Genomic DNA, 11,024 nt, shown 5'->3' with positions numbered 1-11,024 from the left:
CGCTCCTCAGAGCGGAATGGGCACGCGCGCGACGAGGTCACGCACGGCGCTCTCCGCTTCGTCGCGTGAAGGCATGAAGCCGTCGGCCTGTGTGGCCAACCGAATGCGGTGGGCGAGGACCGGAACGGCGAGATCGTGGATGTCGTCCGCGATGCAGTAGCTCCGACCGCGAACGAGGGCCCGAGCACGGGCCGCCTTGCCGAGGGACATCGCTCCGCGTGTCGACGCGCCGAGCGACAGGGCAGGGGAGGTGCGCGTCGCGTTGACGATCGCGTGCAGGTAGCTGAGGAGCGAGTTGTCGAGGACGACGCGGTCGACCTGGCGCTGGAGGGCCACGAGCCGTTGCGGGTCGAGAATGACAGGGACGTCTCGAGCGGTGTCCGAGTGTCCGTCGAGCAAGAGCCTCATCTCTACTTGAGGAGGCGGGTACCCGATCCGAAGCCGGAGGATGAAGCGGTCGAGCTGCGACTCGGGGAGGGGGAACGTTCCGGCGAAGTCCTGAGGGTTCTGCGTGGCGATGACGAAGAACGGATCCGGAAGCGGGATCGTCTGTCCGTCGATGGAGACCTGAGCTTCGTTCATTCCCTCGAGGAGGGCGGACTGGGTACGGGGGCTCGCCCGGTTGATCTCGTCCGCGAGCAGGACGTTCGCGAAGATGGGTCCCTGGCGCAGAACGAACTCGGCGTTGCGTTGGTCGTAGACGGAGACTCCGACCACGTCGCTCGGCAGCAGGTCGCTTGTAAACTGCACTCGACGCAGCTCGCCACCGACCGCACGAGCCAGGGCGCGAGCGAGGGTGGTCTTGCCGACGCCGGGAACGTCTTCGATCAGAAGGTGCCCGCGGGCGAGGAGCGCGACGAGCGAAAGCTCCACCGCCTCCTGTTTGCCTTCGAGCGCTCCTTCCACGGCCTGCCGCAGCTTGTGGATCAGCGGGAGCTCCTCGCCGAGGAGCGCGGCGGCTGCGGTCATGGGCTCGAGAATAGCACGGAGTTCTGCAGGCCAACGTTTTCGGACAGGGAGACGCCCTTTCCCACCTTGTCCGCAGGCGGCGGTTCGAAGGGCCTGCCGAAAACTTGATTTTGCTGCGCGTGTTCGTTTCCGGGCCTTGGGGATGACGACCTTCGGCAGCGATCTTGTCCGCCGCGCCGGACCGCGGCAGTGTGCGTCCGTGCCTGACGACTCGGCGCGTGTGGAGCTTCGCTCGGTTACCAAGACGTACGGTCCCGTCCGCGCGCTCGTGTCCGTGAGTGCGCGGTTCGAGGCCGGGCGCGTCACGATGGTCCTCGGTCCGAATGGGTCGGGGAAGTCGACTCTCCTCTCCATCGTGGGGACGCTCACGAGGCCGACCTCCGGCCGCGTCTCCCACGGCTCGCTCGGCAAGACGCGTGCTGCGGTGCGTGCGGCCCTCGGGTGGGTGGGCCACGACTCGCTTTGCTACGGCGATCTGTCCGGGCGAGAGAACATCGAGCTCTCCGCCAAGCTCCACGGGCTCGACCCAGCGCACGCCTTCGAGGCGGCGCGCCAGCGCTTCGACCTCGGCGCTTTCGCCGAGCGACCCTTCCGCACGTACTCGCGTGGTCAGCGCCAGCGTGTCGCGCTCGCTCGGGCTCTCGTCCAGAAGCCCGGCTTACTCCTCCTGGACGAGCCGACCACGGGGCTCGATGCGGCGGGGGTCGAGCGGCTTCGCGAGGTGGTGCGCGCCGAGAGTGCCCGCGGAGCCATCGTCGTGGTCGTGACCCACGACGAGCCGTTCGCGAAGAGCGCCGGGGACGACTGGCTCTCCCTCGAGCGGGGGCGAATCGTCGAGGGCTGAACGGATGCGGGGCCGCTGGCGGGCAGTGCCTGGACAGCGGTCCCTCCGTTCAGAGGAGCGCCGTCTCAGGGGAGGAGCGCCGCGATGACAGCGGCGAGCTCCGCGCTCTGGGCGAGCTCGTCGATGGGCGCGCGAGGGAGCGTGGCCAGGACGGGGACGTCGGTGACGAGGGGGACCTCGGGCGCGTTCGCGCCTGTCGAGGCATCGTGGACATCGGGTGTCGAGAGAAGGATGCCCGCCGGATGAAGTCCGGCGCCGCGGGCCGCCCGGACCGTGGTGGCGATGTCGTGGAGCACGCCAAGGCGATCGGGGGCGATGAGGATGAGCGCGTCGGGGCGGAGCTCTCGCGCGAGGTCGGCGTTCGTCAGACCGGGGCCGAGGGGAGAGAAGAGTCCTCCCGGCAGCTCGACGAGCGCGCCGTCCACCTGCACACGGATCTCCTCGACCCATCGGAGGACGACCTCGGGCTCGAGCGTGAGGCCCTCGGCCCTGGCTGCGAGGTGGGGTGAAACCGGACGGACGAGCAGGTAGGGGGAGCGGTAACGTTTCACGTGAAACGTGGACAGGCGTCCAAGGATCTCGCCGTCGGCACCTTCGGCCGCCCCTTCGGGGACGCCGCTCTCGATGGGCTTGAGGCCGGCGAGGAGCGCGTGCGGGTGACCGAGGCGCTCGAGGTGTCGGCGCCAGGCTCCGAGGAGAGAGGCCGAGAGATGGGTCTTCCCTATCTCGGTGCCGGTGCCCGAGACGACGACGAGCGGAGCGCGGCTCATGCGTTCCTCGCGAGGTCGAGGAGGGCGCGACGGAAGGAGGCGACGGCCGCGTCGATGTCTTCGTCCGAGTGGCTCGCACTGAGGGTCCAGCGGAGGCGCGATGTGCCGGGGGCAACCGTGGGGGGCCGGATGGCCTGCACGTGGATGCCGTCCTCCTTGAGGTGCTCGGCGAGGGTGACGGCCGCCTGGGCCTCGCCGACGACGAGGGGGACGATGTGCCCGAAGCCGAGCAGGCGGAGGTCGCTTCGTCCGAGGTCCGCGAGGACGCCCGAGAGCCCGGTCCGAAGTCTCTCGGTCAGGAAGAGCACGCGGTGCCCGAGCGAGGGGTCACGGACGATGAGCTCGAGGTTCTTCAGCGCGGCGGCCGCAGCCGTCGGCGCTAGGCCGGTCGAGAAGACGAAGGTGCGGGCCCGGTTCCAGAGCCAGTCGCGGAGGACGGCCCGGCCCGTCACGAACGCTCCCTGGGAGCCGAGCGACTTGCCGAGGGTCCCGACGAGGATGTCGGGTTGGATGCCGGCCGCGGCGCAGAGACCTCTCCCCGATGGACCGAGCACTCCGATGGCGTGCGCGTCGTCGACGTAGAGAGCGGCCCCTCGGGCATCGCAGATGGCCCGGAGGGCGGCGAGGTCGGGGCTGTCTGCGTCCATGCTGTAGTAGCTCTCGACCACCACCAGGGCGCGCCGCTCGGTGCGGTTCGCGAGCTCGCGGTCGATGGCGCCGAGGTCGAGGTGGGGCGTGACCGCCACCCTGGCGCGGGAGAGGCGGGCGCCGTCGATCAGAGAGGCGTGGTTCAGCGCGTCACTGACGAGGAGGTCCCCCGGCCGGGCAAGCGCGCCGACCGCCCCGACGTTCGCCGCATAGCCGCTCGTGAAGAGGAGGGCGGACTCCATGCCGAGCCACTCGGCCAAGGCACGCTCCAGCCGCTGATGTTCGTCACGCTCCCCGGCCACCAGGCGAGATGACCCTGTGCCACTCGGAGCGGGAGGGGAGGGGTTGCCCGCGAGCCCGAGGTAGTCGTTCGAGCAGAAGGAGCGGTCGCTGGGAGAGCGGGGCTCGAGAGGTCGTCGATGGAGGCCCTGACGTTGGAGCTCGGCGAGCTCCTCGGCGAGGTGCGCCAGCGGGTTCGAGGAGGGGGAGTGCATGGGGTGTTTCACGTGAAACAGATCCGAGAGGAGGGGGACGGAGAGAGGCGCCTTGGTGCGCTTCCCTGTCGGAAGGCGATAGGGCCAACCGCGAGAAGGAGAAGACGTCGGGCGCCATAGCACGGCGTCGAAAGAGCCGAGACGAACCACCGATGCCGGAGGAAGGTGAAGCGTGGCTCGTGCTCGGCGATGGGGCGCGTGTTAGCTTCGCCGGCCATGGGTCCTCGCGCCGTTCAGCTCCGTGTTGCCGGGCAGAGCTACAAGGTCGTCAGCTCCGCCAGTGAGGAGGAGCTGCAGCGCCTCGCTCAAACCGTGAGCGCGAAGGTCGAAGAGATCACGCCGCGAGGAAAGATCGCGACCTCCCAGTCGGTGCTCCTGGCGGCGATCGCCCTCGCGCATGAACTGGAAGAGGAGAGGGCTCGCCGTGTGTCGCTCGAGCGCCGCGCCCGGGACATGCTCCGCCGGGTCCTGGTCCGCATCGACCACGCCCTGGATACCAACTCGGACACCTGAGCGGCTCGCCGCGGTTCGGCCTGAGGAGGCCGCCAGAGCGCGGGGCTACAAGGAGCGAGCGACCTGGGCCGGTGCTCCCTCAGTGGCGGACGGCCTCGTAGAGGAAGACGAAGGGGAGAGCGAAGTAGGCGAGGTCGACCTGGACGCCCACGATGGCGTCGGTCTGCTTCCCGTCGCCGAAGCCGTAGCGGCCCTGGGCGAAGAGCCCAACCCCGAGGCCGTAGGTGGAGTGATAGTTGTAGCTGCGGGAGCCCCAGAAGATGGTGGCCTCGACGCCCGGCTGCCAACCGAAGCGACTCGTCCGGCCGAAGCCACCGCCGGAGAAGATGAAGGCGGTGGCTCCGGCAGGGACGAGCCACTCGAGTCCACCGCCTGCCTGGAAGGTGTCGAAGGCCTCGGTCGCCACGTCGACGTACGGACCGAGGGCCATGTCCCGAGGGCCTTGCCGGAGGAGCAGCACGTCGAAGCGTCCACCGAGGTGGTAGGCGTAACGAGGAGCGTTGTCCGCGCGCAGGTCGGTGAAGGCGAGGCCGGTCGTGAGCGCGGCGCTCATCTGGGGGTCGGCAGACGCGAGGGTGGGGGAGAGCAATGCCAACGACGCGACGAGCACCGGCAACACGAGCCGGGGCCAAACGCGAAACGATCGGGGGTGCTTCATCGACGTCAGCCTCTCCACAAAACGAGAACGCCGCACGGCAACGGCGCGCGGCGTCTCGCGAACGTTCTCTTGCGAAGCCTCAGGGCGTCGCCGGGTCACACACCGGACGACCCTGGCACAACTGGCAGGGCGTGCGCTCGTCCTGTCCAACGAAGCAAGGCAGGGCCGTACCGCCGGCCGCCGCGTCGAGCGCCTTGCGGCAGTTCGGGAGCGGCTGGGCCGGGTCGGTGCCCGTCGAGAAGTCGACGAGACATCCGTTGCAAACGGAGATGGGGAACTGGAACTCGCCGCTCTCGAGGTCGAGGCCGCCGAGCGTACGGCCGAACGCCTTGACCTTGGCGACCACCATCTTCGACGCGGTGCGGTTCGGGAGGAGCGGGAGCAGCGCCGCTTTGGTCGGAGCGTCGATGAGGGTGACGCCGATGGTGCCGTAGTCGGGGGCGCTGTTGCTCGACGGGTCGGCAAAGCCGGTCGCGGTCGACGTGAACTCGCGGATGAGCGACCCGTCGGGGTTCGTCACCTGAACGACGGCACCGTCGATGTGAATGCGGTTGCTCTCCGCTCGGTTGTTCAAGTTGTCGGCGCGGGGCGTCATCTGGTTGCCGATGAGCAGGATGCCGAAGTAGTCGTCACGGATGCCGAGATCGACGGAGCCCTCGAAGAGTTCGGCCTGGGACGGGTCGTCGGTGTAGATGCAGACGTTGTTCTGTCGGTTCGTCGACGGGGCGAGCGCGCCTCGGATGAAGATCGACTGATCGTTCGTCGCGCACGCCGGGAAGGCGGCGCTCCCGACGAGGGCGAGACCAAGCAAGGAGACGAGGTGGCCCCAAATCCGTTTCATGTTGAGGAAAAGGGTAACTGGCGGCGCGAGTGACCGCCAAGTTCTCGCCTTCTTCGCTCCGCCGAGGTGTGCGGCTCAGAGAGCGGGGTCCCTAAAAGACGCTGGTGTGGTCGGCGAGGCTGGGACGGGCCATCGCGAACTTGGACGGCGTCGGTCGCCGCTTCTCGAATGCGGTCAGGAGCAGGTCGCGAGGACGGCGTCGCGCAGTGCGTCGATGGTGAGCGTGATGACCTCGCCGCGCCCCACACCCGTCACGGTGGGAAGTCGCATCGAGGAGGCCGCACGCTTCTTGTCGGAGAGGACGAACGGCCACGCCGCCTCGACCTCGGTCGCCGACGACGACACCGGAAGACCCAACCTTCGCAAGAGCGCCTCGGCGCGCGACGGAAGGTCGGCCGGCGTGAGTCCGAGTCGAGCGGTCGCTCTCATCTCGAGGACAGTCCCGACGGCGACGGCCTCTCCATGGAGCAGGCTCGTGTACTCGCCGTTGGCCTCGAGCGCGTGACCGACGGTGTGTCCCAAGTTGAGAAGCGCGCGCTTGCCGCTCTCGCGCTCGTCGTCACGCACGATCCGAATCTTCGCCTGGATGGCAGCGCGCACGATCGGGCGGAGCGCGGCGCGGTCTCCGCTGGCGAGTCGCTCCGCGTCACGCTCGAGCGCATGAAGCAGCTCGGCATCGTCGACCAAGGCAATCTTCACGATCTCGGCGAGGCCCGCCGCACGCTCCCTCGCGGGGAGTGTCGAAAGGTGCTCGAGGTCGACGATGACGCGGTTCGGTTGGAAGAAGGACCCGATGAGGTTCTTTCCAGCGACGTGGTCGAAGCCCGTCTTGCCGCCGACCGAGGAGTCCACCATCGAAAGTAAGGTGGTTGCAATCTGCACGCATCGGACACCACGCAAGAGCGTCGACGCCGCGAAGCCCGCGAGGTCGCCGACGACGCCTCCGCCGAACGCCACCACCACGGCATCGCGGTCGACACCCTCGGCGAGCGCGTGGTCCCAGATGCGGGAGACCGTGCTCAGGTTCTTCGAGGGCTCGCCCGGTACGATTTCCACGATCGAGCGCGGCAGGGCGCCGAGGGGACGGAGGGCTGCCTCGAGCCACGCGCCACGTGCAGTTCGAACGTTCGAGTCGGTGACGATCAGGAGAGAGGAGGGCCGAAGCTCGCGGAGCGTTTCGGTCAGGAGCTCCGGTTCGCCGTCCGCCATCTCGACCGTGTAGCTGCGCCCGCCGAGGGGCATGGCGAGCCCGTCGCGCGTGGCGATGGAGACGATGCGCTTCGCGAGCGCGTCGGGGGTCTGCCCCTCGGTCGAGATCTGCGCGTGGCACTCGGCATAGACCTCGCGGCGGAGGGCGAGGAGGTCGCGCACGCGCTGCATGGGCGATTGGGCGACGAGGTTCGGCCGCCCCGAAAGCAATTCCACGCGCGAGACGATCGTCTCTGCTCGCGCCGTCAGGGTCACGACGGTCGCTCGTTCGAGAGCAAGGTGACGGACCGCCTCGACGGTCATCGTTCCGCCCCCGAACGAGATGACCCTCGGCAGTTGGTCCCGAAGCATCGGGGTCGCGGCGAGCGCCTCCCGATCGCGAAAGCGTCCTTCGCCCTCGCTCGCAAAAAGCTCGGGCACCGACTTGCCGGCCTGGGCCGCGATGTGCTCGTCGAGATCGACGAACGGAACGCGGAGCTCTTCGGCGACGATGCGGCCGACGGTGCTTTTGCCCGTCGCCATGAAGCCGCTGAGAACGAGAGGCCGGCGAAGCGTGGTCATTCGAACTCCGAAATGTGATCGAGATAGGTCTTCACGTTGCGTGAAAGCTCTTTGACCGAATCGCCCGCGAACTTCTCGAGCAGGGCGTCGGCCAGGGTGATGGCGACCATGGCTTCGCCGACAATCGACGCCGCCGCGACAGCGCAGATGTCGCTTCGCTCGAAGGCGGCATCGAACGGCTCCTTGCTCCGGACGTCCACGCTGGGGAGCCCCTTCTTCAGGGGCGCGATGGGTTTCATTGCCGCGCGGCAAACGACCGGTTCGCCGTTGGTGATGCCGCCTTCGAGTCCACCTGCTCGGTTGGTGGGGCGTGTGAGCTTGCGCGCGTCGTAGTGGATGGCGTCGTGCACGTTCGAACCACGCGTGGCGGCCGCATGGAATCCGTCACCGATTTCGACGCCCTTGATCGCTTGAATGCTCATCAGCGCCTGGGCGAGACGGCCATCGAGTTTGCGATCGTTCGCGAGGAGGGGAAGCCCGGCCGGGACGCCTCGATGATCGCTACGAGGCGCGGTCCGTGCGATTCTCCCGCCGTTAGCCACCGAAAGTGAGACATGGCTGCGTACTGTGCCACGTCGTCAGGCGACTGTGGTCGCTCGAGGTAGCCCGCCGATGAAGCTCGTGGAGAAAGACGGTGCCGTTCGGATCGAAGTCCACGCCAAGCCGCGTGCGAAGAAGAGCCGAATCGTGGGTATTCGAGGAGACGCTGTCGAGGTCAGCCTCGCGGCACCGCCGGTCGACGGCGCGGCGAATGAGGAGCTCGTCCGCACGCTCGCCAAGGTGCTCGATGTCGCCAAACGCCAGATTCAGTTCGTTCGCGGGGAAGGATCACGAACGAAGCTGCTGAGTGTGACCGGTCTTTCGGCCGACGAGATTGCTCTCAAGCTGACCCGTGCGACGGAGTCGTGACCGCGCTCGCTCCTCTTCTCTTGTGTGAACTGAGGAACGGCGCCGTGCGGGTCGTCGTGTGAGCATGGTAGGCTAGCTCGTCTCATGGAGGCCTTCGCGTTCCACAAGTACGAAGGGCTGGGCAACGACTTCATCATCGTCGAAGCCGATCGTGACGACGCCGTGCCCGCGGCGGTTGCCAAAGCCCTTTGCGATCGCCGGTTCGGAATCGGGGGAGACGGCATCCTCCTCTTGTTGCCCCCCACCTCGAGTGGAGCTCGGGGGCGCATGCGCGTCATCAACGCCGATGGCTCGGTTCCGGAGATGTGCGGCAACGGTCTTCGTTGCGCGGTCCTTTATGCCGCCCGCGTGCAGGGCGTTGCCGAGGGCGAGATCCTCTTCGACACCGATGCAGGGAAGAAGCCGTGTCTCATCGACGACCGCGATGGCCGGGGCCTCGTGACGGTCGACATGGGACCCATCCGCGTCGATGACGACATCACGCTCGACCTCGGCGATGGCGAGCCCTGGACCTTCACCCCGGCGGATGCAGGCAATCCGCACGTCATCACCACGCGCGCGGCCTCGCGTGCAGACATCGACGCCGTCGGTCCTCGCGTGGCAACGCATTCGCGCTTTCCGGCCGGCACCAACGTCGAGTTCGCCGTCTATCGCAAAGGCGCGGTCGACCTCGTCGTGTGGGAACGCGGCGTCGGCCTCACGCTGGCTTGCGGAACCGGCGCGTGTGCGACCGTCGCCGTCGGCGTGAGAAAAGGTCTCATCTCCGTGAACGAGGAGGTGGCGGTGAATCTGCCCGGCGGCCCGCTCTCCATCAAACTACGAGATGATGGTCATGCCATCATGCGTGGACCTGCTCGCCACGTCTTCTCGGGTACACTCACGGAGCTCCCGCCCGGATGAAACGATCGCCGCTCCGCGTCATCGCTCTGGTCGACGATCCCGACGTCGCTCGCGCCATCGAGCACGTGGTCGGTGAAGAGGGTGACGTGCTCGAGCGAGCTCCGAGCATCGAACACGCCGTTTCTGCGGCGTCGTCCCACCGCGTGGACGTCGCGTTCGTGGAGCTGGCTGCCGAGGGCGGCGCTGCCCTTGCACTCTGCAGTCATCTCCCGAGCCTGAGCCCGGGCCTCGTCGTGCATGGCATCGTTCACAAGAACGATCTCGATCGCGGAGCCGAAGCTCTCTCGCTTGGCGCAACCGGCGTCATGGTTTCGCCGCCCACGGGCGACGCAATCGCACGAGCACTCTCCGACGTGAAGGTCGAGAGCGAGCGACGGAACGAGGTCAATCTCCTCGAACAGAAGCTCGCACGCGAACGAAAGCGACTCGAGACCTACGACCGACTGGTTCGCTTCGCACGCGGAGCCACGCCGTCCGATGCGGTTCGAACCATCGTCGACGGAGTCGCCCAGCTGAGTGGCGCCAAGGGCGTTGCATTGTACGCGACGTTCGGTGGAGGAGAGAACGAGCGCGTTCGTCTCGCCGCACTCGGCAGCGCCGCCGATTGGCCTGCGTCGTCGGCGCCCGCCGATCTCGCGCGCTTCGTGCAAGTCCGCCACGCGCGCGTGCTCCCGCTCGTCACGGTCGCGGGGGAGCTCGGTTTTCTCGTCCTCGATCAGCCGAGCACCGCCCACGAGGGGGAGCTTTCGAACCTCGCCGATCTCGCGGCAGCCATGCTTTCGCTCGTCGACAGGCACGATCACGTCGACGAGAGCGTGCGGGTCTTCTCGTCTCGCCAGTTCCGTAGCGTCGCGGAGCGCATGCTGTCACTCGCGGGCCGTCACGATCGTCGCTCGGCGGTTCTGGCCATCTCGCTGCCCGACGGGGACCGACCAGGGCGCCGTGAAGAAGCCACCCTCGAGATCTCGGACATCGTCCGCAACACCGACGCGCTGTGCGGAAGCGAAGATGGGGATCTTCTCGTCTTCCTCCCCGAAACGAACGGGATCGGGGCGCACGCGTGTCGCCGCAGGATTCTTGCTCGCCTGAGCGGAGAGCGCCGCGCGCGCCCGAAGGGCAACGTCGTTCGCACGCAGGATCCTCGGAGCAAGGCGCCGCCGATCGCGATCGGTGTCGCGACGTTCCCTCACGACGGAACCTCGCTCAAGCGCCTCGTGAAGGCCGCGCGCGTTCGTGCCGACGACGATGCTCGTTCGCCCGTACACACGCTCTCTCTCGATAGCTTGGGACTGCGCGAGGTGGTGGATGCGCTCATCGCGCGCCCCATGCTCGACGCCGGACCGCGCTCTCCGTACCCGCTCGACATTGCATGCACGGCGCTGTTCTCGCTCGTCGGGCGCGCGTGTCGCGAAGCCCTGAGGGGAGGGGAGGCCAGCGTGCTCACCACGCTACAGCCCGGACTCGGTGTGGCCGCCGCGGCTCGCCAGGTCGTGACGCCGAAGGTGCTCGACGTACGTGGCGAGGCGGGTTGCTCCGACGTCGAGGCCATCGTGGTCGAGGCCGAACATGGGCATTGGGTGTGTTGTGGTCGCGTCGTGGGTGAGCGCTTTCGCGGCGTGCACGCGGCCGACCCGCTCCTTGCCGACGTCCTCGGACGTCAGATGTTGGCCATGGGAGGATCGCGTGCAGGCTGAGCTCCCCTCGAGGA

At 67.9% G+C, this 11,024-nt stretch carries 11 protein-coding genes and 1 pseudogene; 5 read left to right on the top strand and 7 right to left on the bottom strand.

Features of this window, described 5'->3' with window-relative positions; translation table 11 throughout:
* Positions 1–6: 6 nt before the first annotated feature.
* On the bottom strand, positions 7–969 hold the full coding sequence (locus AKJ09_RS15705) for an AAA family ATPase (protein WP_146648013.1): 963 nt from the start codon (positions 967–969) through the stop codon (positions 7–9).
* Positions 970–1,168: 199 nt separating this feature from the next.
* Between AKJ09_RS15705 and AKJ09_RS15700 the strand changes: the two genes are divergently transcribed.
* The gene (locus AKJ09_RS15700) at positions 1,169–1,813 is read left to right on the top strand and encodes an ABC transporter ATP-binding protein (RefSeq protein WP_240488491.1); all 645 of its coding nucleotides are present in this window, start codon (positions 1,169–1,171) and stop codon (positions 1,811–1,813) included.
* Positions 1,814–1,878: 65 nt separating this feature from the next.
* On the opposite strand, the gene bioD is transcribed toward AKJ09_RS15700, so the two are convergent.
* Complete coding sequence (gene bioD / locus AKJ09_RS15695; protein WP_146648012.1) at positions 1,879–2,583, bottom strand: ATP-dependent dethiobiotin synthetase BioD; 705 nt, start codon at positions 2,581–2,583, stop codon at positions 1,879–1,881.
* Positions 2,580–3,725, bottom strand: coding sequence for an aminotransferase class I/II-fold pyridoxal phosphate-dependent enzyme (locus AKJ09_RS15690; protein ID WP_146648011.1), 1,146 nt, complete (start codon positions 3,723–3,725; stop codon positions 2,580–2,582). The genes bioD and AKJ09_RS15690 overlap by 4 nt, the downstream gene beginning before the upstream one ends.
* A gap of 216 nt (positions 3,726–3,941) precedes the next feature.
* Here AKJ09_RS15690 and AKJ09_RS15685 point away from each other — a divergent pair, with 216 nt between their 5' ends.
* Positions 3,942–4,238, top strand: a complete 297-nt coding sequence (locus tag AKJ09_RS15685; RefSeq protein WP_169927564.1) for a cell division protein ZapA — start codon at positions 3,942–3,944, stop codon at positions 4,236–4,238.
* 79 nt (positions 4,239–4,317) lie between these two features.
* Here the strand turns inward: AKJ09_RS15685 and AKJ09_RS15680 are convergent, their stop codons facing one another.
* From AKJ09_RS15680 to AKJ09_RS15665, 4 genes and pseudogenes are all read right to left on the bottom strand, one after another.
* Entirely contained in the window at positions 4,318–4,896 is a 579-nt protein-coding gene (locus tag AKJ09_RS15680; RefSeq protein WP_146648009.1) for a hypothetical protein, read from the bottom strand.
* Positions 4,897–4,975: 79 nt separating this feature from the next.
* A complete protein-coding gene (locus AKJ09_RS15675) occupies positions 4,976–5,737 on the bottom strand; it encodes a hypothetical protein (protein WP_146648008.1) in 762 nt (253 codons plus the stop codon).
* A gap of 174 nt (positions 5,738–5,911) precedes the next feature.
* Positions 5,912–7,507, bottom strand: coding sequence for a 3-dehydroquinate synthase (gene aroB, locus AKJ09_RS15670; RefSeq protein ID WP_146648007.1), 1,596 nt, complete (start codon positions 7,505–7,507; stop codon positions 5,912–5,914).
* A pseudogene (locus tag AKJ09_RS15665) lies at positions 7,504–7,998 on the bottom strand (chorismate synthase); the annotation flags it as partial. The gene aroB and the pseudogene AKJ09_RS15665, both read right to left, overlap by 4 nt.
* Positions 7,999–8,119: 121 nt before the next feature.
* On the opposite strand from AKJ09_RS15665, the gene AKJ09_RS15660 reads away from it, so the two are divergent.
* From AKJ09_RS15660 to AKJ09_RS15650, 3 genes are all read left to right on the top strand, one after another.
* Complete coding sequence (locus AKJ09_RS15660) at positions 8,120–8,416, top strand: DUF167 domain-containing protein (protein ID WP_146648006.1); 297 nt, start codon at positions 8,120–8,122, stop codon at positions 8,414–8,416.
* A gap of 84 nt (positions 8,417–8,500) precedes the next feature.
* Complete coding sequence (gene dapF / locus AKJ09_RS15655; protein ID WP_146648005.1) at positions 8,501–9,316, top strand: diaminopimelate epimerase; 816 nt, start codon at positions 8,501–8,503, stop codon at positions 9,314–9,316.
* Positions 9,313–11,010 (top strand): nucleotidyl cyclase domain-containing protein, encoded by a 1,698-nt coding sequence (locus AKJ09_RS15650; RefSeq protein ID WP_146648004.1) that lies wholly within the window; start codon positions 9,313–9,315, stop codon positions 11,008–11,010. The genes dapF and AKJ09_RS15650 overlap by 4 nt, the downstream gene beginning before the upstream one ends.
* Positions 11,011–11,024: the final 14 nt, after the last annotated feature.

The organism is Labilithrix luteola, assembly GCF_001263205.1.
Taxonomy (GTDB): Bacteria; Myxococcota_A; Polyangia; order Polyangiales; family Polyangiaceae; genus Labilithrix; species Labilithrix luteola.
Note: the sequence above shows the minus strand (reverse complement) of the source record. Positions and strands in the feature narration are given on the sequence as shown.

Excerpts from the sequence above, each read along its gene's own strand:
- AKJ09_RS15675 (WP_146648008.1), bottom strand. The coding sequence starts at position 5,737 with ATGAAACGGATTTGGGGCCACCTCGTCTCCTTGCTTGGTCTCGCCCTC.
- AKJ09_RS15660 (WP_146648006.1), top strand. The coding sequence starts at position 8,120 with ATGAAGCTCGTGGAGAAAGACGGTGCCGTTCGGATCGAAGTCCACGCC.
- AKJ09_RS15705 (WP_146648013.1), bottom strand. The coding sequence starts at position 969 with ATGACCGCAGCCGCCGCGCTCCTCGGCGAGGAGCTCCCGCTGATCCAC.
- AKJ09_RS15680 (WP_146648009.1), bottom strand. The coding sequence starts at position 4,896 with ATGAAGCACCCCCGATCGTTTCGCGTTTGGCCCCGGCTCGTGTTGCCG.
- dapF (WP_146648005.1), top strand. The coding sequence starts at position 8,501 with ATGGAGGCCTTCGCGTTCCACAAGTACGAAGGGCTGGGCAACGACTTC.
- bioD (WP_146648012.1), bottom strand. The coding sequence starts at position 2,583 with ATGAGCCGCGCTCCGCTCGTCGTCGTCTCGGGCACCGGCACCGAGATA.
- AKJ09_RS15650 (WP_146648004.1), top strand. The coding sequence starts at position 9,313 with ATGAAACGATCGCCGCTCCGCGTCATCGCTCTGGTCGACGATCCCGAC.
- AKJ09_RS15685 (WP_169927564.1), top strand. The coding sequence starts at position 3,942 with ATGGGTCCTCGCGCCGTTCAGCTCCGTGTTGCCGGGCAGAGCTACAAG.
- AKJ09_RS15690 (WP_146648011.1), bottom strand. The coding sequence starts at position 3,725 with ATGCACTCCCCCTCCTCGAACCCGCTGGCGCACCTCGCCGAGGAGCTC.
- aroB (WP_146648007.1), bottom strand. The coding sequence starts at position 7,507 with ATGACCACGCTTCGCCGGCCTCTCGTTCTCAGCGGCTTCATGGCGACG.